This window comes from Bacillus sp. CD3-5 (genome assembly GCF_006349665.1).
Taxonomy (GTDB): domain Bacteria; phylum Bacillota; class Bacilli; order Bacillales; family Bacillaceae_G; genus Bacillus_A; species Bacillus_A paranthracis.
The window spans coordinates 138412-164804 of record NZ_VEPX01000007.1; the positions used below are offsets into that span (position 1 = coordinate 138412).

At 36.0% G+C, this 26393-nt stretch carries 25 protein-coding genes and 2 other annotated features; of the genes, 2 read left to right on the top strand and 23 right to left on the bottom strand.

The window, feature by feature from the left end:
- Positions 1–35: 35 nt before the first annotated feature.
- The 18 genes from FH036_RS15645 to FH036_RS15730 form a co-directional block, all read right to left on the bottom strand.
- Positions 36–527: a dUTP diphosphatase gene (locus tag FH036_RS15645; protein ID WP_000365050.1), complete on the bottom strand. Its 492-nt coding sequence runs from the start codon at positions 525–527 to the stop codon at positions 36–38.
- Positions 528–997: 470 nt separating this feature from the next.
- Positions 998–1354 (bottom strand): 50S ribosomal protein L20, encoded by a 357-nt coding sequence (gene rplT / locus FH036_RS15650; protein ID WP_001138362.1) that lies wholly within the window; start codon positions 1352–1354, stop codon positions 998–1000.
- 37 nt (positions 1355–1391) lie between these two features.
- Positions 1392–1592, bottom strand: a complete 201-nt coding sequence (gene rpmI / locus FH036_RS15655) for a 50S ribosomal protein L35 (protein ID WP_001125945.1) — start codon at positions 1590–1592, stop codon at positions 1392–1394.
- 21 nt (positions 1593–1613) lie between these two features.
- Positions 1614–2117 carry a translation initiation factor IF-3 gene (gene infC / locus FH036_RS15660; RefSeq protein WP_000973214.1) on the bottom strand — a complete coding sequence of 168 codons (504 nt, stop codon included), beginning with the start codon at positions 2115–2117 and terminating at the stop codon, positions 1614–1616.
- Between the two features lie 62 nt (positions 2118–2179).
- Positions 2180–2300, bottom strand: a sequence feature (ribosomal protein L20 leader region).
- A gap of 210 nt (positions 2301–2510) precedes the next feature.
- Positions 2511–4448: a threonine--tRNA ligase gene (thrS, locus tag FH036_RS15665; RefSeq protein ID WP_000786083.1), complete on the bottom strand. Its 1938-nt coding sequence runs from the start codon at positions 4446–4448 to the stop codon at positions 2511–2513.
- Between the two features lie 47 nt (positions 4449–4495).
- Positions 4496–4724 (bottom strand) — a binding site (T-box leader).
- 31 nt (positions 4725–4755) lie between these two features.
- Positions 4756–5637 (bottom strand): putative sporulation protein YtxC, encoded by an 882-nt coding sequence (gene ytxC, locus FH036_RS15670; RefSeq protein ID WP_000569622.1) that lies wholly within the window; start codon positions 5635–5637, stop codon positions 4756–4758.
- Between the two features lie 279 nt (positions 5638–5916).
- The gene (gene dnaI / locus FH036_RS15675; protein WP_000400101.1) at positions 5917–6855 is read right to left on the bottom strand and encodes a primosomal protein DnaI; all 939 of its coding nucleotides are present in this window, start codon (positions 6853–6855) and stop codon (positions 5917–5919) included.
- A 33-nt stretch (positions 6856–6888) separates the two neighbouring features.
- Positions 6889–8295, bottom strand: coding sequence for a replication initiation and membrane attachment family protein (locus FH036_RS15680; protein WP_138321028.1), 1407 nt, complete (start codon positions 8293–8295; stop codon positions 6889–6891).
- Between the two features lie 126 nt (positions 8296–8421).
- Positions 8422–8883 carry a transcriptional regulator NrdR gene (nrdR, locus tag FH036_RS15685; RefSeq protein ID WP_001203687.1) on the bottom strand — a complete coding sequence of 154 codons (462 nt, stop codon included), beginning with the start codon at positions 8881–8883 and terminating at the stop codon, positions 8422–8424.
- Between the two features lie 285 nt (positions 8884–9168).
- On the bottom strand, positions 9169–9552 hold the full coding sequence (gene speD / locus FH036_RS15690) for an adenosylmethionine decarboxylase (protein WP_002003660.1): 384 nt from the start codon (positions 9550–9552) through the stop codon (positions 9169–9171).
- A 387-nt stretch (positions 9553–9939) separates the two neighbouring features.
- Positions 9940–10968, bottom strand: coding sequence for a glyceraldehyde-3-phosphate dehydrogenase (locus FH036_RS15695; RefSeq protein WP_139895976.1), 1029 nt, complete (start codon positions 10966–10968; stop codon positions 9940–9942).
- A gap of 109 nt (positions 10969–11077) precedes the next feature.
- Entirely contained in the window at positions 11078–11680 is a 603-nt protein-coding gene (gene coaE, locus FH036_RS15700) for a dephospho-CoA kinase (protein WP_044790626.1), read from the bottom strand.
- 53 nt (positions 11681–11733) lie between these two features.
- Positions 11734–12366, bottom strand: coding sequence for a sporulation membrane protein YtaF (gene ytaF, locus FH036_RS15705; RefSeq protein ID WP_000281744.1), 633 nt, complete (start codon positions 12364–12366; stop codon positions 11734–11736).
- 72 nt (positions 12367–12438) lie between these two features.
- Positions 12439–13269 (bottom strand): DNA-formamidopyrimidine glycosylase, encoded by an 831-nt coding sequence (mutM, locus tag FH036_RS15710; RefSeq protein ID WP_139895977.1) that lies wholly within the window; start codon positions 13267–13269, stop codon positions 12439–12441.
- 12 nt (positions 13270–13281) lie between these two features.
- On the bottom strand, positions 13282–15915 hold the full coding sequence (gene polA / locus FH036_RS15715) for a DNA polymerase I (protein ID WP_000412811.1): 2634 nt from the start codon (positions 15913–15915) through the stop codon (positions 13282–13284).
- 284 nt (positions 15916–16199) lie between these two features.
- The gene (gene phoR, locus FH036_RS15720; RefSeq protein ID WP_070806938.1) at positions 16200–17963 is read right to left on the bottom strand and encodes a sensory box histidine kinase PhoR; all 1764 of its coding nucleotides are present in this window, start codon (positions 17961–17963) and stop codon (positions 16200–16202) included.
- On the bottom strand, positions 17956–18675 hold the full coding sequence (gene phoP, locus FH036_RS15725; protein ID WP_001065225.1) for a two-component system response regulator PhoP: 720 nt from the start codon (positions 18673–18675) through the stop codon (positions 17956–17958). The genes phoR and phoP overlap by 8 nt, the downstream gene beginning before the upstream one ends.
- 148 nt (positions 18676–18823) lie before the next feature.
- Positions 18824–19060: a hypothetical protein gene (locus tag FH036_RS15730; RefSeq protein WP_044790629.1), complete on the bottom strand. Its 237-nt coding sequence runs from the start codon at positions 19058–19060 to the stop codon at positions 18824–18826.
- A 101-nt stretch (positions 19061–19161) separates the two neighbouring features.
- Between FH036_RS15730 and FH036_RS27430 the strand changes: the two genes are divergently transcribed.
- The gene (locus tag FH036_RS27430) at positions 19162–19293 is read left to right on the top strand and encodes a hypothetical protein (RefSeq protein WP_001241581.1); all 132 of its coding nucleotides are present in this window, start codon (positions 19162–19164) and stop codon (positions 19291–19293) included.
- A 55-nt stretch (positions 19294–19348) separates the two neighbouring features.
- On the opposite strand, the gene FH036_RS15735 is transcribed toward FH036_RS27430, so the two are convergent.
- The 5 genes from FH036_RS15735 to FH036_RS15760 all read right to left on the bottom strand — a co-directional run bounded on the left by FH036_RS15735 (position 19349) and on the right by FH036_RS15760 (position 24447).
- Complete coding sequence (locus FH036_RS15735; RefSeq protein WP_000914178.1) at positions 19349–19822, bottom strand: MaoC family dehydratase; 474 nt, start codon at positions 19820–19822, stop codon at positions 19349–19351.
- Between the two features lie 216 nt (positions 19823–20038).
- Positions 20039–20977, bottom strand: a complete 939-nt coding sequence (gene mdh, locus FH036_RS15740) for a malate dehydrogenase (protein ID WP_000153232.1) — start codon at positions 20975–20977, stop codon at positions 20039–20041.
- Between the two features lie 19 nt (positions 20978–20996).
- Positions 20997–22289, bottom strand: coding sequence for an NADP-dependent isocitrate dehydrogenase (gene icd, locus FH036_RS15745; protein ID WP_000206898.1), 1293 nt, complete (start codon positions 22287–22289; stop codon positions 20997–20999).
- Between the two features lie 160 nt (positions 22290–22449).
- Entirely contained in the window at positions 22450–23598 is a 1149-nt protein-coding gene (gene citZ, locus FH036_RS15750) for a citrate synthase (RefSeq protein ID WP_138321022.1), read from the bottom strand.
- 387 nt (positions 23599–23985) lie between these two features.
- Positions 23986–24447: a DUF441 domain-containing protein gene (locus FH036_RS15760; protein WP_000625506.1), complete on the bottom strand. Its 462-nt coding sequence runs from the start codon at positions 24445–24447 to the stop codon at positions 23986–23988.
- Between the two features lie 420 nt (positions 24448–24867).
- On the opposite strand from FH036_RS15760, the gene ytvI reads away from it, so the two are divergent.
- Positions 24868–25986, top strand: coding sequence for a sporulation integral membrane protein YtvI (ytvI, locus tag FH036_RS15765; RefSeq protein WP_001081397.1), 1119 nt, complete (start codon positions 24868–24870; stop codon positions 25984–25986).
- Positions 25987–26393 lie beyond the last annotated feature (407 nt).

Here is a 26393-nt window from a genome sequence, read left to right on the forward strand (position 1 = left end):
TATACAAAAGGAAATTGAAATATTCAAAAATTAACTTAGTATCCTTGTGTTTGACGCTGATGATTTACTTCGTTTTTATCTAAATATGCCTTTTCAATCTCTTCTTGTTCAAACTCAAGTGCTTGTCCAAGTCGAAGGTAGCTTGTAAATAATTCAATATAGTTCGTAATAGATGGTTGATCTGTAAAACGAATCACCTTCGCATATGTGTCTAAGAAAATTTCTACTTGTGTTTTATTCGTCTGTGCACACTTATAGAATAAGAAGTTTTTATCAATACCTAAATCAATTCCGATTGATAAAATAAAATGTAAACCATCTACGTATTCTTCTAGTATGACTTCACGTTCTGATGCTGGTTTGTTGCTCCAATATTTAAAACAACGTGTTTCATTTGCAAGTTCTCCAATTTCTACAAGAAGAGCTAACATTTTCTCTTTTAACAATTTTTTCGGTTGTAAGTCATGTTCTTTCGCAATACGGTCATCTAATTCTTTTTGTAATTTAAATAGTTGTAGTAAGTCCACTCTATTGTCCTCCTCCAACATCGCATTTTACGCAACAATGTTGTTTCATCTCAAAGTTCATTATTATTTTTCGTTTCTTATTAATAAGTCAGCCATTTACCTCTTTACAAAATAGCTTGTCCTTAATTTACAAATACGTTTCAATCATCACGATTAGATTGCTTACTCCAATTGGTGATAGTTAATAATTATCCAGGAATTGCCCACTAATAAAAATATTATTTTATCTGATGAAAGTTCCATATCATCTTTCCATTATAGCAGTGTCGTTTCAGGTAGGAAAGATACTCTTCTTTCCAGAGGATGATAATTAAAAGAAGCCAGGAGGATTCTCCTGACTTCATATGCATATTCTTCTATATTGCTATAACTTTTATATTGATTTTGTCATATCGATAACGACACACTTCTCTTTGCATACAAATAAAAAAACCTTAGAAGAAAAATCTTCTAAGGTTTCAACTAATTAATTAGTTAATGTTGTTTTTTGCAACTGTTGCTAATTCAGCGAAAGCTTTTTCGTCATGAACAGCTAAGTCAGCAAGCATCTTGCGGTTAACTTCGATGCCAGCATTTTTAAGACCGTGCATTAAGCGGCTGTAAGAAAGACCATTCATACGAGCTGCTGCATTGATACGTGTAATCCATAATTTACGGAAGTCACGTTTCTTTTGACGGCGGTCACGGAATGCATACATTAGAGATTTCATAACCTGTTGGTTAGCAACCTTGAATAATGTATTTTTTGAACCGTAGTAACCTTTTGCTAATTTAATTACTTTTTTACGACGTTGACGAGTAACTGTACCACCTTTTACTCTTGGCATAATATTACCTCCTAATTGTTCTATATATCAGCCGAACTTATTTTAAGTTGTCAAGCATTTGACGAATGCGTTTGAAGTCACCAGCGCTTACTACACCAGCTTTACGTAGTTTACGTTTAGCTTTTGTAGATTTGTTAGCGAATAAATGGCTTGTGTAAGCGTGAGAACGTTTCAGTTTACCTGATCCAGTCTTTTTGAAACGCTTTGCAGCGCCGCGATGAGTTTTTTGTTTAGGCATAGGTATTTCCTCCTCTATCTATTACTTATCGTTTTTCGGTGCTAAAACTAAGAACATACTGCGTCCTTCCATTTTAGGCTTAGATTCGATTGTACTAACTTCAGCACAAGCTTCTGAGAAGCGATCTAAAACACGTTGACCGATTTCTTTATGAGTAATGGCACGTCCTTTAAAGCGAATTGACGCTTTAACCTTGTCGCCTTTCTCTAAAAACTTGATAGCATTACGAAGTTTTGTGTTAAAGTCGTGTTCATCAATTGTTGGACTTAAACGAACTTCTTTCATGCTAATTACTTTTTGATTTTTGCGCTGTTCTTTTTCTTTCTTCTGTTGCTCAAAGCGGAATTTACCGTAGTCCATAATGCGGCATACTGGCGGTTTCGCATTTGGAGCAACTAATACTAAATCAAGATTAAGATTTGCAGCTAAGTCTAAAGCGTCATTACGAGACTTGATTCCAAGTTGATCGCCATTTGCACCAACTAAACGTACTTCACGTGCACGAATTTGCTCGTTAATCATCATATCCTTGCTAATAGTAAGCCACCTCCAAGGTTTTCTCAGAACATAGTTTGTAGTCATAGAACCCGACAAAAAAAGTGCGGGCATACGACACCCACACTTGTAAAATCTTAAGTAAGAAATACATTTACCTGTAAACTGCGAATGCGTCCATCAGGTGAGAAGCGGGTGCTTCTACTTGTTCCACAAAACAATATTCTATTATCCTTGATGAGTTTATCATAGGACATGACGTCTGTCAAGAAGACGCGATGTGTTTTACTAACAACAAGAAATATTGTAACAAACAACTAACATACTTGCAATACTTTTTTACGATAAGTGTTACATGGTTTTTTTTTCTAATTTCCCTTACTCATATTACATAGAAAAGCCGCGGTATACCGCGGCTTTTTCTTATCGTTTTCCTTCTACTTTAATCATATCAACAAAAGCATCTAATGCAATTGTTTCTGATTTTTGTTCACCGTATTTACGTACGTTTACGCCGTTTTCAGTTACTTCATTGTCACCTACTACAAGCATGTACGGAATTTTTTGCATTTGTGCTTCACGGATTTTGTAACCAATTTTCTCTTCACGAGTATCTAATTCAACACGGATACCAGCACGGCGTAATTCGTCTTGTACTTTCTTCGCATAGTCTAAATGTACTTGCGGAGAAACTGGAATTACTTGTACTTGAACTGGAGCTAACCAAGTTGGGAATGCACCTTTGTATTCTTCAATTAAGAAGGCTACGAAACGTTCCATAGTAGATACAACACCACGGTGAATTACAACTGGACGATGTTGTTTACCGTCTTCACCGACGTAAGATAGTTCAAAGCGTTCTGGAAGTAAGAAGTCTAATTGTACAGTTGAAAGTGTTTCGTCTTTTCCAAGAGCAGTACGAACTTGAACGTCAAGTTTTGGACCGTAGAATGCCGCTTCACCTTCAGCTTCATAGTAATCAAGACCCATTTCATCCATAGCTTCTTTTAACATACCTTGTGCCTTTTCCCACATCTCATCATCAGCATAGTACTTTTTAGTATCTGCTGGGTCGCGATAAGATAGACGGAATGAGTAGTTCTCTAAACCGAAATCTTTGTACACTTCTAGAGTTAAGTTTACAACACGTTTTAATTCTTCTTTAATTTGATCTGGGCGTACGAAAATGTGCGCATCGTTTAAAGTCATTCCGCGTACACGTTGTAATCCAGATAACGCACCTGACATTTCATAGCGGTGCATTGTTCCAAGTTCCGCAATACGGATTGGTAATTCACGGTAGCTGTGAATATCGTTTTTATAAACCATCATGTGGTGAGGACAGTTCATTGGACGAAGAACTAACTCTTCATTATCCATTTCCATTGATGGGAACATGCCATCACGGTAGTGGTTCCAGTGACCAGAAGTTTCATAAAGCTCTCTGCTTCCTAGTACTGGAGTGTATACGTGATCATAGCCTAAGCTTGCTTCTTTATCAACGATGTAACGCTCGATAATGCGGCGGATTGTTGCACCCTTTGGTAACCAAAGTGGTAAACCTTGTCCTACTTTTTGGCTATTAGTAAATAGTTTTAATTCTTTACCTAATTTACGGTGATCGCGCTCTTTCGCTTCTTCAAGCATACGTAAATGCTCATCTAATTCTGCTTTCTTAACGAATGCAGTACCGTAAATACGTTGTAGCATTTTATTATTGCTATCGCCGCGCCAGTAAGCACCCGCAACGCTTAATAATTTAAATACTTTAATTTTCCCTGTAGATGGAAGGTGAACACCACGGCAAAGGTCGAAGAATTCGCCTTGCTCATAGATTGAAATAACTGCATCTTCTGGAAGATCGTTAATTAAATCTAATTTTAACTCATCGCCGATTTCTTCAAAACGGCGAATTGCTTCTGCACGTGGTACTTCATGACGAACGATTTCTAAGTTCTCGTTCACAATTTTTTGCATTTCTTTTTCGATTTTCTTGAAGTCTTCAACTGTAATTGCTTCTTCCATATCAATATCGTAGTAGAAGCCATTTTCAATTACTGGACCAATACCAAGCTCAACCTTAACATCTTTATATAAACGTTTTAACGCTTGTGCTAAAAGGTGAGCTGTTGAGTGGCGTAAAATATATAAGCCATCTTCAGAATCTAATGTAATGATAGAAACTGCACCATCTTCTTCGATTGGTGTAACAAGATCAATCATCTCATCATTTAATTTTCCAGCCACAGCTTTTTTCTTTAAGCCTGGGCTAATAGAAGCTGCGATTTCTTCAGTTGTTACGCCTTTTGGAAACTCCTTCACAGCTCCATCAGGGAAAGTAATTTTAACTACATCTGCCATCACTGGTCACTCCTCTTTTTCTCAAAATAAAAAACACTCATCCCGTAAAAAGGGACGAGTGTTGAATTCGTGGTTCCACCCTTGTTCCAATTAACATAATTGTTAATTGCTCAAGTTCAACATAACGGTGTTGTCCGTTAGCAATTACTAGAAGAATCGTTCACTGCTAAAGTTTAGAGGTGGTAAGTAATAATCCCGTACTAGGAAGCTCACACCCTAAGGCTTCCCTCTCTGAAAATCGTAGAAAACTACTCATGTCCTCATCATGACATTTCAATATATTTCATTTATGTAGGTAATTATATGCTCAAAAACTTAGAAAATCAAGGGCGTTACCTTTATTTTTTAAATTTTTCACATTGCGCTCAAACTCATGTAATCCATGTAATTGTACCCGTTCTTGAAATACATTTCGCAAAGTAATAATCATATTATGGTCTTGTTCTTTCGTATATAAATAAATTTTTTTCGGCGAAATAGAAAGAAGTGGTGCAATTACTTTCGTATCAATATATACATCCTTTTGTTTTAATAAGTCTTCATCTATATATTGAACCAATTTCTCTTGTTTTAAACGTCTACCTTTATCATCATAGAAAATAAAACTTTCATCAAAAATAAGATGTACACATGACAAACGTGATTTCCGGCTACGAACTTGTTGCCGAAGCGTTTCAATAAACATTTGATATTCTTGTTCCAACTTATACTCATCAATCGCCACTTCAGCAAGCTTAGCTACCATTTCCCTATATGTACGAAGACGAAAACGAACATATGATGAAAACGAGAATGAAAGTGGATCACAAAGCCAGTTATTTAAAGAGGATTTAATATATGATTCAAATGTGTGACGTGTTAATTCACGAGCAATTCCTTTTCTTCTTCCTTTTAAAATCTCTTGTGCCATATGCAATATTTGATGGCACTCTTCCTCTTCTTCATAAAAAAACTTCTCTTTTAATATTGTATATATCCACTCATTTTGTTTCACATTCACAATGAAATATACCATTACTGGCAATAAAATCTTTTCAATATAATTTGATTCACATACTGGTATGTGAATCACCACTTTTTGTCCCTGTAAATACACACTCGTTTCCTTATATAACAGTTCCGCTCTTTTCAGTAGTTGTCTATATACGTGCATAGCATCATTTTTTTCTTCGAAGCAAATTTCAATCACTTTTGTCCCCCCTTTTATCCCTGCTCTAAAGGACTGTATCTATACGTTACAAATCCTATAAGAGTCCGTCCCGCGTGAAAGTTCACTCTTAGTAGAATTACCTTTCCTATCGTTAGAAAATCCACTCGATATGGCTTGCTAATTTTATATATATTAAGGGAGGGAGAAAAAAATGATACAAGCTACTAGGAATTTTCAATAAGAACTTTTCATTTTATAATTCGACTACTTTAAAAAGCGTTTAACTACAAAAAAAGAGCAAGCTTCTCAGCTTACTCTTTACTTATGACGACGGTTTTTCCCGCCAATCGGAATTGGTTTCGCTAAATATTTAATTCGCTCCATAATACGAGCTGCTTTCATTTCTTCCGCTTCACCGCGCTGTGTATACGTTAAATGATGTTCTAGCTGTTTAAAATCAAAGTTAGACGTAAAGAACGTCGGTAAGTTTTCTAACATACGGAATTGCAAAATTGCACCGAGTACATCATCACGTACAAAGCTTGACATCGCTTCTGCTCCAATATCATCTAACATTAAAACTTGTACGCGTTTTACTGCATCAATCTTTTCCCCAATCGAATTATCTTGAATCGAACTTTTAATTTCACGTAGAAATTCAGGGAAGTATACAAGCATCGAACTTATTTTCTTTCGAGCAAGCTCATTCGCAATTGCTCCTAACAAATACGTTTTCCCTACTCCAAATTTACCGTACAAATATAAACCTTGTACTTTTTTACCAGGTTCATATGTACTTAAAAACTCATTAGCTGCACCAATTGCATCAATACGCGCATCTAAATCTGAAGGGTCTAAGTTTTCCATCGTTGCTTGCAAAATATCAGTTGGCATATATACACTTTGAACGAGCTTTTCATATTTCTTCCTCTCGTCATATGCTACTTTTCTAACGCAACGATCATATTGAATATCAATCATCTTCCCTTGGATAACGAGCTTTGGCTCATATCCTTGCAGCATGTTTTTACACGAACCTAGATCCGGACAATCCGCGCAACCTACACTTTGTCCAATATATTCGTATAATTTCACAAGACTGCGTTCAATCATAGACGTTGTTACTTCCCCTTTATGTTCGTCTATAAATTCTTTCACACGCGGATGTGCCATTACTTCCGCCTTTAATACTTCATATCTATTTTTAAAATTTTCATTTTCCATTAACTTTGCAAATGAATTTTGAATATGCTCCATTTTCTCACCTCAAAGAGCGTTCATTCTCTTCTATTAATCACGCTTATATTTTTTTAACACTTCTTCTAATCGTTTTCGTTCGTCCTCTAACGTACTTGCACCTTTTTCAGCATTTACATCTTTTTTCACAGTTTCTTTCTCTTGTTCTTTCGGCTCTTCTTTCAGCCAATCTGGTACCATTTCTTTTCGTACTGTTTTCTTCGACGTACGACCTTTCTTCTTCGTCTCAGCCCATTCTTGATATTGACGATTTTCTTCTTTCGCTAATGCCATCGCTTCAGCTACTGTACCGACCTTTTTACGTGCCCAATGTCCAGCAATCTTCTCCACATACGTTTTCGCAAGTTTCATATCTGAGCGTAGCATAACGTAATAAATAAGTACATTCACAACACCTGGTGTTAACTTTTGATTCATCATTACATCTTCAACGATTTGCAAGTCAGCCTTCGTTGCCTCTGCACCGCCAGAGATTTCTTTCAATAGTTGTTTTGGTGAGATTTCCTCTAACTGTTTGATTAACATCTCTTCTTGCGATGAAGGCTCTTTTTCTTTCATCATACGTGCAGCATGAGGCTGTACTCTTTCACTTAATACAGGTAACGCTTGGCCGTTTTCGAACTGATACCAATCACGTGCTCCTTTTCTAAGCCTTTCGATATCAATTGTCTGCATCTCTGTCACCGCACCAAGAACGATATTTTGCATCGATAACACATCTACATCATACACGTAAGCAAGCGTAATGACACATTCTCGCACTTGATCTGTAATCGCCTTTTTAGGGACAAGAGCGGATAAGCCATCTACAAATAAAGAGAAATCAAAGAAATCATTCCAAACTTTTGGAGCGTCTCCCTTTTCATTACTTGGCATAGCTGTCGTTTTTGGAATACGAAGGTCTTCTTGCGCATGCTCAAGCTGTCCTGGATTAAACGAACCAAACACATCATTAAAAGAACGCGTAACATTTTCATACGATACAAAATCAAATTCTTCTTCTAAGAAATATTGTTTTACTTGATTATATTTTGTCCGACTCAATCGATTGTATAAAAAGATACTTAAAACAATATCATCAAAAAACTGCTTCGGAGATAAAGGTGGTTGCAGCTCATATATAAACATTCGAATATCTTTTTCTTTCTTAATATATACTTTCAAAAGCCCAATTGCCTCTAACTTTACTCGTTCCCCATATATTTCAGGAAGCTGCATTTGCATGGTCACCATAAGGGAATGATGCGTATTCTCTTTTCCAAACACACGATCTTGTTCTAACTCTCCCCATAGCGTCATGTACAAGCTAAAAGCTCTACTACCTATTAACGGCTGATATAACATCGTTAACACTTTTCGGTCGTAATTATGCAGTAACCCTTTCGCACTTACTTTATAACGATCAATCGGCAATAGCTCCATCCATGACTGTTTTTCCATTCTTGCTTTCCTTTCTCTCATCCAATCTTCACTATATAATTTATTAGCGAAAAAGAGCTATTAGCTTTCGCTTCTAGCTCTCTTATCTCATTACTTACGGTATGTAAAGAGAATACGATACAGATGCTACTCTCTTTCTTTTTGCAGTATATCTTTTAATTCTTCAATAAATACATTTAAATCTTTAAATTGGCGATATACAGAAGCAAAACGCACGTAAGCAACATCATCGATATCACGCAGTTCTTCCATAACAATTTCACCAATCATATCACTTTTCACTTCTGATATACCTAAATTACGAAGTTCACGTTCCACACTTTGAGTTACTTCTTCTAATTGTCTTAAAGATACTGGTCTTTTTTCGCACGCTTTAATTAAGCCACGTAAAATCTTTTCTTTATTAAACTCTTCTCGTGTTCCTTCTTTTTTTACAACGATAAGAGGTGACTCTTCCACTCTTTCAAATGTCGTAAAGCGGCTTAAACAGCTTTCACACTCTCTCCTTCTTCGAATAGAGCGCCCCTCGTCTACCGGACGCGAATCTAACACTCTTGTACCATTATGAGAACAGGATGGACAACGCAATATATTCACTCCTTTACACTATACTCTTTATTTTTTCTCTACTTACTTCATCTGACAATATATATACATTATTATATAACTCATTTTAACTCTCTTACCACTTTAAGTTTAAACGCATTATGTTATCATCTCGTTTTCAAAAATAAGATAGTAGATAGGGCGTTAACTCATTCGTAAGAGCTCCATTTATTTAACTAACGAGTACGTTATATTTTCTCTTTTTTATAAACTAAAAAAGAGGTGCATTATACACCTCTTTACATTTTAAATCAATTATGTTCTTTTTTAAAGAGCTTTTGTTTCTCTCTGCTTAATTTCGAAGCTACCAGTGCCTCGAGGAAGCTCGATGCTCTCACGCGTTTTCGCGTTTAAACCTTCTGCAATATATTCTGCAGCAACATTTGGATCAATACGATCCCCACAAGTATAAACATCAATACTTGCGTAACCGTGCTCCGGAAAGCTATGAATTGTTAAATGTGATTCCGAGATAATTACTACTCCACTTACACCTTGTGGTGCAAATTTATGGAAAGCAACCTCACGCACTTCAGCACCAGCTCTTAGTGCTGCATCCACAAATAATTGTTCAATATACGGCATGTCATTAAGCTTGTCGAAATCGCAATCCCAAAGTTCAGCGATCACGTGACGACCCATCGTATCCATAGTATCCATTCTACAGTTCCCCCTTGTAAATTTATTCTAACTGTTCGAATTGAAAACTAATTTGCAATTTGGCTTGCTCCACTACCACGGGGGAAAGTTAGTCCAGAGAGGTCCTAACCCTTTAAGTAGTGACTACGTACCTCAGCTCTTAAGTTTACGAGTGTTAGTATACTTTGTTTATTTTCATTTTGCAACAACAGTTTTTTCGATTTTCTGTCATATTTTCCTCTTTACTTTTCCCTAAAAAAAATAAATGATTCACGAATGCAGTAATCCCAACACTTCGTGGTATGTCCACTTCTAAAAATATACTTATATAATTTTTTTCCTTTTCAGAAAAAAATAAAAAAAAGAGGGCAAATATTCACTTGCCCTCTCCTTATTCACTTAAATATGTTGCACATTTTCTTGTTTCGCTAATTCATCCACAACTAACGTTACAAGATCTACAACACGACGAGAGTAGCCCCACTCGTTATCATACCAAGCAAGTACTTTTACTTTACGATCACCCATTACCATTGTAGATAAACCATCGATAATAGCTGAGTGTGTATTTGTATTAAAGTCAATAGATACTAAAGGCTCTTCGCTGAATTCTACAATGCCTTTTAACGCACCGTTTGCAACAGTTTTGAATGCATCGTTAATAGCTTCAACTGTTACATCACGTTTTACATCTACTACTAAGTCAACAAGAGACACGTTTGGTGTTGGTACACGAAGTGCCATACCATGAAGTTTTCCATTTAAATGTGGAAGAACTTTTGCTAGCGCTTTCGCAGCACCTGTCGTTGTCGGAATAATTGATTGTCCGCAAGCACGTGCTCTTCTTAAATCTTTATGTGGGTTATCAATATTTTTTTGGTCATTTGTATAAGCGTGAACTGTCGTCATTAAACCGTTTTCAATTCCAAACTGCTCATCTAACACCTTCACAACAGGTGCTAAACAGTTTGTTGTACAAGATGCATTTGAAATGACAGTATGTTTTGTAATATCTAATTGGTCTTCGTTCACACCAACTACAATTGTTACATCTTCATTTTTACCAGGCGCTGTTAAAATAACTTTTTTCGCTCCAGCTTTAACGTGAAGAATTGCTTTTTCTTTTGAATTAAATTTACCAGTTGCTTCAATTACAACTTCAACACCTAAATCTGTCCAAGGCAATTCCTTTGGATCGCGGTTGTTTAAAAGGCGAATCATTTTCCCATCAACTAATAAGTGATCTTCAAATGCTTCTACTGTTCCGTCAAACTTGCCGTGAACTGTATCATATTTAATTAAATGTGCTAACGTTTCAGATGGATAGCTTGCATTGATTGCTACAATTTCGAATGCGCTTTCTTTTATTGCCTGACGAAATACCATTCTCCCAATACGTCCAAATCCATTAATTGCCACACGAGTCATAATATGTTATCCCCCTTGAATGCGTTATACTATTTATCTCCAATCCCAATAATAGTATAACACAAAAAGGGGATATGTCACTAAGCATTTTCATTAATTTCACAATTTTTTAGTCAATAATGTTCCAATTCTTTAAAATGACCTCCAATTGTGTTTTCGTTCCCATAATTGTGCCATCATTATTTATCACTTCATCTGCATGTTTCACTTTTTCTTCTAACGGCATTTGAGATTGAATACGAGCTGTTGCTTCTTCTTCTGAAAAATTATTTCGCTTCATTAAACGTTCTAATTGCGTATGTGGCTTAACTGCTACAACTAAAACGCGGTCAACGAGACTTGTTAATTTACTTTCAAATAAGAGAGGAATATCTAACACAACCGCTTGCATACCTTCTTTTATGTACATTTCCTTTTGCCTATTCATTTCCTCACGCACTGCAGGATGAACAATTTTGTTTAACTGCAATCGTTTCTCTTCATTATAGAAAACGACACTTCCTAATTTCGGCCGATCTAGTTCTCCATCTTCTTGTAATACTTCTGTTCCAAACACTTCTACAATTTTGTTATATGCTGGCTTTCCTCGTTCTACAACTTCTCGCGCAATAATATCTGCATCAATAACTGGTATATTTAGCTCGCGAAACATTTGAGATACTGTACTTTTTCCGCTTGCAATACCTCCCGTTAATCCAATTACTACTGTCATCATATAATCCTCCTCATAATAAAAGGCGCGAAACTAATGTTCCACGCCCGTACTTACATTTTCCAAATTCCAATAATAATGAGTAATACCCCAGGCAGGAATGTAAATTTTTGCAACCATTTCATATTTGATAAAACCGTTCCAAGTTTCATTCCAATAAATAAAAACAAAGAACTCATCACTGCAACTAATATCGCCATCATAGCAGGTGCATACCCTAATAAAGATGCACCAATTCCAGCACCAAATGAATCTACAGAAAGAGCGATACCAAGAAGTAACGCTTCTCCTGCAGAAATGGTGCCTGATTTATCGAAATCTGCTACAGTCGGTTTCCGTAAAATTTGAATGACTAACCCAAGCGAGGCAATCTCTAATTTCCATACCTTCTCCTCTTGCTTCGGTTCTTCTTTTTTCTCACTTCGAAAAAATTGGTATAATACCCAAATTCCTATTCCAATAAGAACAAGCCCACCGATACGCGTTGCGATAACAGGTGAAAATACTTTCGCAATCATATGTCCAATTCCCATTGAAACAAGCATAACAGCCGCTGAACACATTCCGATAATTATAATTGATCTTAGTGGAATTCTTACGCTTCTTAAACCATATGTTAGCCCTACACTACAGCTATCTAAGCTTAATGTAAAAGCTAATAAAATAAGAGATAAATAAAGGTACATCGGTAAGCTCCTCCCTTATACATAGCTCTGCTGTATGTATATGACAAATGCCTATCCGATGTTATCTCTTTTCTATATTCTTGGCTGACAAATTGGGCAGTAATGCGTTCCTCTTCCACCAACAACTGTTTTTTCTAATATCGTACCGCAAGTCACACACGGTTCTCCTTTTTTTCCATATACATTTAGCAGTTCTTGGAATGAGCCAATTTGCCCTTGTGAGTTGATATACGTTCGAATTGTACTTCCGCCACGCTTCACTGCTTCGCCTAACGTTGTAACAGTCGCCTCATAAATTCGCTCAATTTCTTCTGCTGTTAAAGACGACGCTTCTCGTTCTGGATGAATTTGAGAACGGAATAAAACTTCATCTACATATATATTTCCAAGCCCTACTAAAAGACGCTGGTCTAATAATACAACTTTTATTTTACGATTTGTCTTTTGCAATCTCTCGTGTAAATACTGTGGTGTCAATTCAGCATCAAATGGCTCTGGACCTAAGTCAGCAAGAGGCATTTGATTCATTTCCTCACCTTTTTTAAAGAGATGCATCGTACCGAACTTTCTCACATCTTTATAATGTAATTCCGTTCCATCTGTAAATAAGAAACGGACGTGCGTATGCTTATCAATTGGTTCATCCTCTTGATGCAATAAAAACTTTCCTTCCATACGCAAATGTGAAACAATGACATAATTTGTTACATATAAAAGCAAAAACTTTCCTCTTCGCTTTATATTTTCAATCATCTCGCCTTTTAGCATTTCTTTAAAGATTTCTGCATCATCTGGATGTTTTACGATTTTGGGATAGGTAATAATGACATCTTCAATCGTTTTTCCTGTTACAAGATTTTCAAGTGTCCGTCTGACGTTTTCAACCTCTGGTAATTCAGGCATTTCATCACTTCCTTATTTTGCGTCGTACCAAGTTGGACCGTAAGAATAATCAACTTTCAGCGGAACTGCGAGTTCAATTGCATGCTCCATTACTTCTGGTACAAGCTTCTCTAATTTTTCAATTTCTTCTTTTGGTGCTTCAAATATTAATTCATCGTGTACTTGCAATAGAAGACGCGCTTGTAATCCTTCTTCTTCTAAACGATCTGCCATAATAATCATCGCTTTTTTAATAATATCTGCTGCAGTACCTTGAATTGGTGTATTCATAGCTGTACGCTCAGCAAAGCTACGCAAGTTAAAATTACGACTCGTAATTTCCGGAATGTAACGGCGGCGATTTAATAATGTAGCTACATATCCTTTTTGTTTCGCATCTTTTACGATGTCATCCATGTATTCTTGTACACCAGGGAAACTTTCTAAATACTTTTCAATAAATTCCGCTGCTGCTTTTCTTGTAATTCCTAAGTTTTGTGAAAGACCATAATCACTAATACCATACACAATTCCGAAGTTAACAGCTTTCGCTTGTCTTCTCATATTTGAAGTTACTTCATCTTTTTCAACGCCAAATACATCCATAGCTGTTTTCGTATGAATATCCATATCATGTTGGAATGCTTCAACTAGCCCTTTATCATTGGCAATATGAGCTAATACACGAAGTTCAATTTGTGAATAATCTGCCGCGTACATAATCCATCCTTCTTCTGATGGAACGAATGCCTGACGAATCTTTCTTCCTTCTTCTAATCGAATCGGGATATTTTGTAAGTTTGGATCCGTTGAACTTAATCGACCTGTTTGCGTTAATACTTGATTGAAGCGAGTATGGATTTTAGATGAATCTTCATGTACAACTTTTAATAACCCTTCAATATAAGTTGAATTTAGTTTCCCTAATTGACGGTAATGTAAAATGTTTGGAATAATTTCATGGTGATCCATCAGCTTGTCTAGTACATCAGCTGACGTAGAATAACCTGTTTTCGTCTTTTTAATAACTGGTAAGTTTAAGTTCTCAAACAGAATCACACCAAGCTGCTTCGGTGAATTAATATTAAATTCTGTTCCTGCCAGCTTATAAATTTCCTGTTCCATTTCCTTTAATCTACCTGCAAGTTCTTCTCCCATATTACGAAGACGTTCAGTATCAACTTTTACACCTTTTACTTCCATATCAGCTAATACACGTGCAAGTGGTAATTCTAACTCTGTAAACAGTTCATATTGCTCATTCTTTTCTAACTCTTCAACGAATGTTTGCTTCACATCATATAATACATGCACTTTACGAGCTACATGCTCCGCTACTATCTCTAACTCTGGAACAGCACGCTTCGCACCTTTTCCGTAAACTTCTTCATCAGATTTCACAGCATGCGTTTCTTTCATTTTCGCTACAGTACGGAAATCTTTATCTGTATCAGCCGGATCAAGTAAGTAAGCAGCGATTAATAGATCAAAGTCAATTCCTTGCATATCTATACCGTTCCATTTCAGCGCAACGATCGCACGCTTCGCATCAAATGTATACTTTCTCATTTCTCCATCTGCAAGCCACTCTTTAAAAGCATCTGATTTAAGTGCAATGTCTGTCTGAATAAAGTAACATCCGTTTTCATTTTGAATACCGAAACCTTGAATATCTGCTTTATGATAATTATCTTCTTGTACTTCAACGATAAGCGCACTATCTTGCTGAAGCATTTCTTCTGTAACTTCTTCTACAATATCAAATGTAATATCATCTAATTCAGCTGGAGCCGTTTCTTCTGGCGTAACACCTAATTTATTTAAAAGAGATGTGAATCCTAAATTCTCGAACATTGGAATGACATCACTTGCTTCATACCCTTTATACTCCATATCATCCACATGCACTGTAATCGGCGCGTCTGTAATAATCGTTGCAAGATCTTTACTCATAAGAGCTTGGTCTTTATTTGCTTCCAGCTTTTCTTTTAATTTCTTCCCGCTTACTTGATCTATATTTTCATACACTTCTTCAACCGTTCCAAACTGTGTTAACAATTTAATCGCAGTTTTTTCACCAACTCCTGGTACACCTGGAATATTATCTGATTGGTCTCCCATTAAACCTTTCATATCGATAATTTGCTTTGGTGATAAGCTGTATTTTTCAAATAAAGCTTCTTTCGTATATTCGTCTACTTCCGTAATCCCTTTTCGAGGAATACATACAAGCGTGTTATCAGAAACAAGTTGAAGTAAGTCTTTATCTCCTGAAATAACTTTTACACTAGCTCCTTGTTCACTCGCTTCTTTCGCTAGCGTTCCCATAATGTCATCCGCTTCATAATTTTCTAATTCATAACGCGGTACATTGAATGCATCAAGCATCTCACGAATAAATGGGAATTGCTCTGATAACTCAGGCGGAGTCTTTTGACGTCCTCCTTTATACTCACTATATGTTTTATGACGGAATGTCGTTTTCCCAGCATCAAATGCTACTAACATATGCGTCGGTTTTTCTTCCTCTAATATTCTCATTAACATCATTGTAAAACCGTAAATTGCGTTCGTATGTATACCTTTGTCGTTATTTAAAAGCGGTAGTGCAAAGAAAGCACGATACGCGATATTATTACCATCTACTAATACGACCTTTTTTTCCAAATCAGAAACCTCCCCATACAAATTTGAAATGATTTTTTTCACAGAAAAAACCGTTTCTTTCCTCTCTCTATATTAACATGACTAATAGAGAGAAGAAAAATAACGGTTATTTTCTTTCATATATAAAACAGACTTATATTGGCATAAAGGGAAGTGACGAGAATAGCTTAACTATTCTCGTCCCAAATTACTCCTTGGATGAAGGGGTTTTCATGTATTATATTAACAGAGCTTTATTAATATTTAATTAAGCCATTGTTAATATATTGTAAACATCCTTCATCCTATTTTTCAGTTGCTGATTTTGGTAAAACAACTGTAAAGGTTGTCCCTTCTCCTACTTCACTATCCACTGTAATCGTACCGTGATGGGCCTCGACTAAATGCTTTACGATTGATAACCCAAGACCTGTACCACCAGTATTTCTACTTCTCGCTTTATCAACTCGGTAAAAGCGTTCGAAAATACGCGGAATTTCATCTTTACTAATACCAATTCCAGTATCCGATACTTTTATATAAGCATTATATTTATCTTCTGCTAATTCTACAGAAACAACGCCTCCAGCCGGTGTATATACGATTGCGTTATTCATTAAATTAATAAAGATTTGCTGCAAACGACTTGGATCTCCAATGACAGAAACACGTTTTAATGCATTTACTTGTAAAGAGATTTCTTTTTCTCCCGCTTTATTATCAAGCACCATATGAATATCTTCAAGAAGTCCCTTCATATCAACGGTACCCATATTCAATTTAAATCCTTGTTGCTCAATCTTTGATAAATCTAATAAATCTTCAATTAATCCTTGCATACGTTCACTTTCTTTTAAAATAATGTGCAAGAAATGTTCGCAGAATTTTTTATTATCCATAGCACCGTCTAAAAGTGTTTCTGAAAAACCTTTAATAGAAGTAATCGGCGTTTTTAGTTCATGGGAAACATTCGCTAAAAAGTCTTTTCTCATTTGTTCTAACTTTTTCAGCTCAGTAATGTCATGGAATACAAGGACAATCCCTTTCCATTCATGGTTCGTCCCGATAATCGGTGCTCCATATACCTCGAAATGCTTTCGCTCAATTCCAAGTGGCAATAACATTTGTTTGCGCACTTTCACTTCTGTCATAAAGATTTCTTCCACAAGCTCTATAATTTCCGGATGATGAAACGACTCATAATATAAACGATTTAAATATTCTTCATCTGTGACGTGGAAAGTTTCCTTATACGAACGGTTTACAAGGTTGATATAACCGCGGCTATCAATTAAAATCATTCCACTTCCCATATTTTCAATTAACGTATGCAGACGATCTTGTTGCATTTCTTGCTCAAGTGTCATCTCTTGTAAATTACGAGCTAAAATATTAATCGCTTTACTTAACATTCCCGTTTCATCCGAATGACTTTCATAAGCGCGTGCTTTATAATTACCCTTCGCTAATTCGATGGCAACTTTCGTAACGGACTCAATCGGCCTAATATATTGCCCTGTAATTTTCATACCTAAAAATACGACTACAAGACACGCAATAACAAATCCGATAATTAATAATCCCCACGTTTTTTGATGAACGTCTTTCAAAGGCTCAATTGTGCTCTTCACCAAAATGTATCCTTGTTTCCCTGCTACATCTTGCACGAACACCGCATGGTAAAATTCATTATTTTGATCTGTTTCTTTCGTAATGACTTTATTTCTTTGTTTCGTTGTTTCAGAGGAAAGTTCTTTTATTATCCCTTGGCTAAAAGCAGACGGTTCTCCCCCGCTATATTGAACTTTCTTTTTCTCATCTACAAAGGCAATAGAAGCCTGAATTTTTTCTTCTAGCTTTTTAAATATATATGGATTTTTTAAAACATCATCAAAACCTTGTTCTTCTGCTAATACCGCAACATACTCTGTCTCTTTTACCATTCTCTCTTTCGCATGATCTATATAATAGTTTTCAAACACGGTTTCCAGCAATAAACCGAGTCCGACTAAAATAAAAACAATAAGAGAAACAAATGTAAAAAGAAGCCTGGAACGAAATTTATTCATCCCCTTTTGGCTCCTCTAATTTATATCCTAAACCACGTATCGTTTTAATGTACGTCGGTTTTTTCGTATTTTGTTCAATTTTATCGCGCAAATGGCTAATATGAACGTCAACAATTCGTGTATCACCAGCGAAATCATAATTCCATACAGCACTTAATAATTGATCACGCGTTAATACGCGACTTTTATTTTTCGCAAGATAAACAAGTAGTTCAAATTCTTTTGGTGTTAATTCAAGCTTTCTTCCTTGGAAATAAGCCTCATAAAACTCCGGTAAAATTTTAAGTTCAGCAATTGTAATGCTCTCTTCATCTGACGATTCTGTAACTTGCTCTTCTTGTTGTAATTTCGTACGGCGTAAAATTGCCTTCACACGCGCAACAACTTCCCTTGGGCTAAATGGCTTCGTCATATAATCATCCGCCCCAAGTTCAAGACCTAGCACCTTATCAAACTCATCATCTTTTGCTGTCAACATTAAAATCGGCGTCATAACGCGCTGCAATCGTAATTCTTTACATACTTCCATACCATCCATTTTTGGAAGCATTAAATCTAATATAATTAAATCTGGACGTTCTGTTGTCGCTTTTTGAAGCGCCATTTCTCCATCCATCGCTGTTATCACTTCAAAACCAGCTTGTTGTAAATTAAATTCGATTAAAGTTAAGATAAACTCCTCATCATCAACTACTAAAATACGATTGTTCATTCTTTTCCTCCAAGTTATAGACTTGAAACCTTCTTCATCCTAGTATTTTCCCCGTTATTCTCATCATACTAGAAAACAAGGTCCCTCTCAATATAATTGTCTATACATGGATTCAGATTGTTCTATTGTTATTACTCATTCACTCCAATTAACGTGTTGTTATCCATACTTTATATACATCTATATTTTCATTCCATTCTACTTCTGTATGAATATTGAATTCTTGATTTTGCGCTAGAAAAAACGAAAGAGCATACGCTATTTTATAGTCCCGCGTTTCATATCCACCAAATACTCTTCCATACATTTCATTCGCGATCCCGTCTGCCCACACTTCAGCCTCTCTCATCGTTTCAAAGATAACGTCTTCTCTCTTCCATCTCATCTTAAAAAACCACCCCTTCAATTGACTTTAATTATCAAATCACTATATAGTAAATATTGTTAATCCGAAAATCCTAATATAAAAGATAAGGAGACTCTATTATGCGACTAGTGCTACCTATTCTATCTTTAATAGTAACGTGCATTCTTACATTCAACGCCCCAAGCTGGGATACGATTAAAACAGGTTGTTCTGATTTCGCCGAAGGATTCACACAAGGATTCTTCAACTAAAAATAGCGCTAGCTCCTTATAAAAGGTATGCTAGCGCTATTCACATTTTCATGTTTTAAAAATTATCTAATGCTTTTTCCATAATAGAGACTGATTTGTAAGGTGGCGTTACTGTTAATGAGCCTTTCACAACAGTATCCCCTTTTTCATCATGAGCAGATACAAGCATATCAATTGTATGTTCCTCCTCAGAAACAGCCACAACTTCAAAGTGGATTTGTAACGTTTCATAATGGTGAACATGCTTCACGAACGTAAGGTCCTTTCTCGTAATATGACTACCTGGACCTGGTAAATATTTCGTAACTGCCGTTGTAATCATTCCAGTTAGCATAATGCTTGGTACAATCGGCTTTTCATACGGAGTTTGGGATGCGTAATCATGCTGAATATATAATGGATTGGCATCATTCGTTAACCCTAAGTACAATAACAAATCTTTATCCTCAATTTTTTCAGTGATAGATAATTTCTCTCCTACTGTAATTTCATCCATTTTACGACCAATTTGAACTTTTTTCTTTAACATGTTACAACCCCCTCCGATTTTTTCACCTTATTATCCTACTAAAAGCGATACTTGATCCGATATTTACTATGATGAGGGCAATGTATAGTATAAATCTACAGTTTCATTATAGGATATTACAAATGATAGCGTTTTCATGTTATTTCAAAAAAACATTTGTATAAATAGTAGAAAAAGATTCGGGGCCCCGAATCTTTTTCTACTTATATTTAATGATTAAACAAGAACCTTCATAACATTACGTACAGATTCTACAGAGCGATCTAACGCTTCTTTTTCATCTGCAAGAAGTTCTAATTCAATAATTTTTTCAATTCCGTTACCACCTAGAATTACTGGTACCCCTAAGTAAAGGTCACTATAACCGTATTCACCTTCAAGGTACGCAATAGCCGGTAATACACGGCGTTGATCTTTTAAGATTGCTTCTGTCATTTCAACTAAAGAAGCAGCTGGTGCGTAATATGCACTACCGTTTCCTAATAAGCCTACAATCTCGCCGCCACCTTTACGGGTACGTTCTACGATTGCTTCTAAACGCTCTTTCGGAATTAACGTTTCTAACGGAATGCCACCTGCATATGAATAACGTACAAGAGGTACCATATCGTCACCGTGTCCACCAAGAACAAATCCTGTAATGTCTTTCACAGAAAGATTTAATTCTTGTGCGATGAATGTACGGAAACGAGCTGTATCTAATACGCCCGATTGACCGATAACACGCTCTTTCGGGAATCCAGCTTCTTTAAATACAGAATATGTCATTGCATCAACTGGATTTGTTAACACAACAATAATTGCATTTGGTGAATGTTTTGCAATGTCGCGCGTAATACTTTTCATAATTTTGGAGTTTGTTGCTACTAAATCATCACGGCTCATACCAGGCTTACGCGCGATACCTGCTGTAATCACAACAACGTCAGAATCAGCAGTATCTGCGTAATCAGATGTTCCAATAATGTTAGCATCAAAACCTTGTACTGGGCTCGCTTCTAACATATCTAACGCTTTCCCTTTTGTTGGATTTTCCAGTTGTGGAATGTCCACTAATACAACATCTGCAAGTTCTTTTTGTGCTAATAAGAATGCCGTTGTTGCTCCTGTAAATCCTGCACCGATGACTGAAACTTTCTTGCGCTTGATTGTCATAATTTACCCCCCGCTTTAATTATGCGTTTTTGATTATCGCTACATCCATGTTTTTAATAAGTTCATTAGCGAACTCAGAACATTTCACTTCTGTTGCACCTTCCATTAAGCGTGCGAAATCATAAGTTACTACTTTTGAAGCAATTGTTTTCTCAACAGAAGCAGTTACTAATTTCGCAGCTTCGTTCCATCCTAAGTGTTCTAATAATAATACACCTGAAAGAAGAACAGAAGATGGGTTTACTTTATCTAAACCTGCATATTTTGGAGCTGTACCGTGTGTAGCTTCAAAGATAGCATGTCCAGTCACATAGTTAATGTTTGCACCAGGTGCAATACCAATTCCACCTACTTGTGCAGCAAGTGCATCAGAGATATAGTCACCATTTAAGTTCATTGTTGCAACAACATCGAACTCACGTGGACGAGTTAAAATTTGTTGTAAGAAGATGTCTGCAATAGAATCTTTTACGATGATTTTTCCAGCCACTTCAGCGTCTGCCATCGCTTTATTCGCTGCATCTTTACCGTCTTTTTCAACGATACGATCGTATTCAGCCCAAGTAAATACTTTGTCGCCGAATTCTTGTTCCGCTACTTCGTAACCCCAGTTTTTGAAAGCACCTTCTGTAAATTTCATAATGTTTCCTTTATGAACTAATGTAACAGAAGAGCGTTTTTCGTTAATTGCATATTGAATTGCAGCACGAACAAGACGCTTTGTCCCTTCTTCTGAAATTGGCTTAATACCAATACCAGATGTTTCTGGGAAGCGGATTTTATTAACACCCATTGCTTCTTTTAAGAAAGCAAGAACTTTTTCTGCTTCTGGAGATCCTTGTGCATATTCAATTCCAGCATAAATGTCTTCTGTATTTTCACGGAAAATAACCATATCAGTATCTTCCGGACGTTTTACAGGTGAAGGAACACCTTCAAAATAACGAACTGGACGTAGACATACATATAAATCTAATTCTTGACGAAGTGCTACGTTTAGAGAACGAATACCACCGCCAACTGGAGTTGTAAGTGGACCTTTAATCGCGATTAAATATTCACGAATTAAATTTAAAGTTTCTTCTGGTAACCACTCGCCTGTTTGGTTGAATGCTTTTTCCCCTGCAAGCACTTCTTTCCAAACGATTTTCTTCTCACCATCATAAGCTTTTTCAACTGCTGCTTCTAGTACACGAGATGCAGCTGCCCAAATATCAGGACCAATTCCATCTCCTTCGATAAATGGAATAATCGGATTGTTTGGTACATTCATAACACCATTAGTTACAGTAATTTTTTCACCTGTCGTCAATGTGATAACCCCCATGTTTGAAATTTCATATGTATGAAACTGAGGGAATAACCCCTCAGTTCAAACCGTTAGTCAAATTAAAATATTCTAATCATTACATCTTCCCGAAAAAATCAGACTTTTGAAAGCGTATTTTCACTATCAAAATAGTGTTATTCGCTTATCGTTGTGCAATTGGAACGTACACTTGATGTGTTGGTCCATTATAATCAGCACGCGGACGGATTAAACGGTTGTTTTCATATTGTTCTAGAATATGAGCTAACCAGCCTGACATACGGCTAATTGCAAAAATAGGTGTAAATAAGTCATGGTCAATTCCTAAACAATGGTATACAGAAGCTGAATAGAAATCAACATTTGGTGGAAGACCTTTTTCTTTTGTTACAATGTCTTCAATTTTGATAGACATATTATACCATTTCTCTTCTCCTAAAAGCACGCATAATCTCTTAGACATTTCGCGTAAATGTTTTGCACGTGGATCACCATGCTCATATACACGGTGGCCAAAGCCCATAATTTTCACTTTATTTTGAAGAGCATTATGAATATATGATTCTACATTTTCTTCTTCGCCAATTTCAGTTAACATCTTCATTACATTTTCATTTGCCCCGCCGTGAAGAGGACCTTTTAACGCACCGATTGCTGCTGTAATGCCAGAATATACATCTGAAAGTGTAGCTACACAAACGCGTGCAGTAAATGTAGAAGCGTTTAACTCATGATCTGCGTGAAGTACAAGTGCCTTATCAAAAGCTTCAATTTCAACTTCATTTGGCTCGCGATCATTTAACATGTACAAGAAGTTTGCAGCTAATGATAAATCATTTCTAGGCTCAACAACATCTAAGCCTTTACGGATTCTTGCGTAAGCAGCAACTAAAGTTCCCACTTGAGCCTGTAATTTAACCGCTTTCAAATAATTGGACTTTTCATCCATAATTTCAGCGCTCTCATCGTATAATGATAGCATGGAAATTGCAGTTCGTAAAACAGACATCGGATGTGCGATTTTTAAATCTACTTGTTTCAAATATGCTAAAATCTCACCTGGAACTTTATAGTATTCCGATACAATCTCCTTAAATTTCGCTAGTTCTTGCTCGTTAGGAAGCTTGCGATGCCATAATAAGTACACTACTTCTTCAAATGTAGCATTCTCAGCTAAATCATCAATATTATACCCAACATAAGTTAATGTATCATCAATAATAGAGCTCACAGATGATGTTGTTGCTACTACCCCTTCTAAACCTCGAATAACAGTCATGACATTCTCTCCTTTTCCTGAAAATTCTCCCAACCTTGCTCCTTATATCTATTTGCTTCCCTTTTGAATTATGAACGCCCGTTCACTCTTTAGGCAAGCAAAATGCACGATCATGCAAATTTGTTGCGATGTTCCCCTCTTATTGTCCATTGTTTACATGGAAAGCATGAGCGTGAATGTCTCCCCGAATCCTCACGCTCAAAACAACAAGTTAGTGAGGAAAATGAATTCCGAAGAGTTTTATGATAAAAACAACATAAAGCAATATCATTATAAAATTGTTTTATGTTGTTTTTATTTTATCTGGTGTAAAGTCTCTGCTGTTATGTAACTTTTCAAAGTTTCTAATCCTATTATAAACAATTATCTGACTTTTGTGAACAGAAAGAATTCAAAAATTTTATATTACTATAAAATTCTTTATTTAAACATCTGTATAATGTTCATAACTGCATAGGCAATTCCAGCCCCAATTAATGGACCTACAGCGACCCCATTAAATAAAGCAACTGCTATAATTGTCCCGAAAACGAGTGCAGTTGTAATATGAGGATCTGTCGTTAATAATTGTACGCCACCTTTCGCTAACAGAGCAACTGCTACCCCTGAAGCTAAAGCAATCCATGCATAATACGATTTCGCTGCTTCCCCAAGTTGTTTAAAACCTATTTCCCCCGTTGCAATCGGTACGAGTACTGCTATTGTAATAACCGTAACACCGAGGTTAATCCCTTTCGTTTGTAGATAAGGGAAGACTTTATCTCCTAGAAACGTAAATTTCAATAGAAATAACACACCAATAGCTACAGTAAGCGATTGGTTTTTCGCAATAAGTCCTATAATAAGTAGTATGAATAAAAATAACGTTGACTGACTAATCATGTTTGCACTTCCTTTCTGAAAATAATGAACTCATTTCCAAACCAAAATACCTTTAAACCTATCGTTATACATGCTATATCGATGCCTATCCAACATGAATCACTTCATTTTTTTATGCATTTTAAAATGAAAAACTGAGACTTTCACCATCCAAATGTAAGCATGTATACATTTTAAAAAACGGGCGTCTCTCCTTTCTTTTCTAATTAGAAACAGGTAAAATAAAAAGAAGAGAAAATGAAGTTTTTACCATATAGTAGAAGCATCAACAGCAAGCTTTCACAGTCACTCACATACTGAAAAAGCAGGAAAAATCCATCATTCCACTATAACATAAAGTGAAACTTTAATCAGTGGGGTACACTCGTTATAAGTTGAACGAATTAGGATAATCCAAATTGGAATGGGAGGTATACATCTTTGAATCGAAACTTACTATATATGATATTGCGACTCGTATTTGTCATTGTAGCTACGGTAGCCGGGTTCTATGCATTACTATATATGTCAGGACTTATCTATCCTTTTATTATCGCTTTCGCATTTGCTTATTTGATTAATCCTGTCGTCAATTTTCTTAATCAAAAACTACAATTCCCCCGCGCACTCGCAGTACTCGTTAGCTTAATTCTCGTATTTGGAGCTATCGTCGGACTCGTTACATACCTTGTAACAGAAGCAATATCTGCTACAACATACTTACTACAACTTGTTACAGTAAAATTTCCGGATATCGTTGCATTCGCTCAGCAGTTTGCACTTAATCATATTATGCCTCTCTACGATGATTTAATTTCTAAATTTAATCATCTTGGGGAACCGCAGCGCTATACGATTACACAAAACATTCAAAACTTAGGAACCGAAGCAACGACGCAAATGAAAGAACTTTTAACCGCTATTATAAGCGGGTTAACAAATTTCATTAGTGCACTACCAACTACTTTAACTGTACTTGTATTCGTTTTATTAGCCACTTTCTTCATTAGTTACGATTGGCATCGTCTTGCTCAGAAAGTAAGAAAGTTTTTGCCCAACCGTGTTCATGGCTATGGAAAAACTATTTTTGTGGATTTAAGAAAAGCTTTATTCGGTTTTGTTAAAGCACAACTTACACTCGTATCTATGACAACTGTTATTGTACTAATCGGACTTTTAATATTACGCGTACCATACGCCATTACTATCGCGATTATTACAGGGGTTGTAGATTTACTCCCGTATTTAGGAACAGGAGCTGTCTTCGTTCCTTGGGTTATATACGTATTTTTCACTGGCGACACCGCCTTCGCCATCGGTCTTCTCATTTTATACATCGTCGTGATTGTCCAAAGACAAATTATGGAGCCAAAGGTACTTTCATCTAATATCGGCCTTGATCCATTAGCAACACTGATTGCTCTATTTGTCGGCTTTAAGCTCTTTGGCTTCTTAGGATTAATCATCGGTCCAGTCACCTTAGTACTACTTAATACATTACACAAAGCTCGTGTATTCCATGATTTGTGGAAATATATTAAAGGCTCACCTTCAAAATAATAGTTTCTAATTCATACACAACCAAAAACTTACATATAATCAGTGGAAATTCCCCACTTATTATTCCTTGTACTTATTTTTCATACTCATTACACACAACAAGAGAATTACCCTAAAAACAGGATAATTCTCTTGTTTTTCGCATAAAAAACGCATATTTCGTGGTATTTTTACATATTTATTCTAATAATTTTATATTTATTACTTACATTTATTACTTTTTATGTAAATAAATAAATATACAAATCGGCATAGAATGAGACTTAAACTGACCATTTACCTATTCTTATTTAACTTTTTTCATTCCAATTCATTCTTTTTTACATACAAAAAACAATCTTAAGTTCAGATTCCCACTTTAAACACACTGATTCAGAGCTAATAACTCCCAAATCACATATCCAATC

Excerpts from the sequence above, each read along its gene's own strand:
- FH036_RS27430 (WP_001241581.1), top strand. The coding sequence starts at position 19,162 with ATGCGACTAGTGCTACCTATTCTATCTTTAATAGTAACGTGCATTCTT.
- phoR (WP_070806938.1), bottom strand. The coding sequence starts at position 17,963 with ATGAATAAATTTCGTTCCAGGCTTCTTTTTACATTTGTTTCTCTTATT.
- coaE (WP_044790626.1), bottom strand. The coding sequence starts at position 11,680 with ATGACAGTAGTAATTGGATTAACGGGAGGTATTGCAAGCGGAAAAAGT.
- ytaF (WP_000281744.1), bottom strand. The coding sequence starts at position 12,366 with ATGTACCTTTATTTATCTCTTATTTTATTAGCTTTTACATTAAGCTTA.
- mdh (WP_000153232.1), bottom strand. The coding sequence starts at position 20,977 with ATGACAATCAAGCGCAAGAAAGTTTCAGTCATCGGTGCAGGATTTACA.
- thrS (WP_000786083.1), bottom strand. The coding sequence starts at position 4,448 with ATGGCAGATGTAGTTAAAATTACTTTCCCTGATGGAGCTGTGAAGGAG.
- infC (WP_000973214.1), bottom strand. The coding sequence starts at position 2,117 with ATGATGATTAACGAGCAAATTCGTGCACGTGAAGTACGTTTAGTTGGT.
- speD (WP_002003660.1), bottom strand. The coding sequence starts at position 9,552 with ATGGATACGATGGGTCGTCACGTGATCGCTGAACTTTGGGATTGCGAT.
- FH036_RS15735 (WP_000914178.1), bottom strand. The coding sequence starts at position 19,822 with ATGTTAAAGAAAAAAGTTCAAATTGGTCGTAAAATGGATGAAATTACA.
- FH036_RS15680 (WP_138321028.1), bottom strand. The coding sequence starts at position 8,295 with ATGGAAAAACAGTCATGGATGGAGCTATTGCCGATTGATCGTTATAAA.
- mutM (WP_139895977.1), bottom strand. The coding sequence starts at position 13,269 with ATGCCTGAATTACCAGAGGTTGAAAACGTCAGACGGACACTTGAAAAT.
- phoP (WP_001065225.1), bottom strand. The coding sequence starts at position 18,675 with ATGAACAATCGTATTTTAGTAGTTGATGATGAGGAGTTTATCTTAACT.
- dnaI (WP_000400101.1), bottom strand. The coding sequence starts at position 6,855 with ATGGAGCATATTCAAAATTCATTTGCAAAGTTAATGGAAAATGAAAAT.
- rpmI (WP_001125945.1), bottom strand. The coding sequence starts at position 1,592 with ATGCCTAAACAAAAAACTCATCGCGGCGCTGCAAAGCGTTTCAAAAAG.
- FH036_RS15760 (WP_000625506.1), bottom strand. The coding sequence starts at position 24,447 with ATGATTAGTCAGTCAACGTTATTTTTATTCATACTACTTATTATAGGA.
- FH036_RS15695 (WP_139895976.1), bottom strand. The coding sequence starts at position 10,968 with ATGACTCGTGTGGCAATTAATGGATTTGGACGTATTGGGAGAATGGTA.
- FH036_RS15730 (WP_044790629.1), bottom strand. The coding sequence starts at position 19,060 with ATGAGATGGAAGAGAGAAGACGTTATCTTTGAAACGATGAGAGAGGCT.
- rplT (WP_001138362.1), bottom strand. The coding sequence starts at position 1,354 with ATGCCAAGAGTAAAAGGTGGTACAGTTACTCGTCAACGTCGTAAAAAA.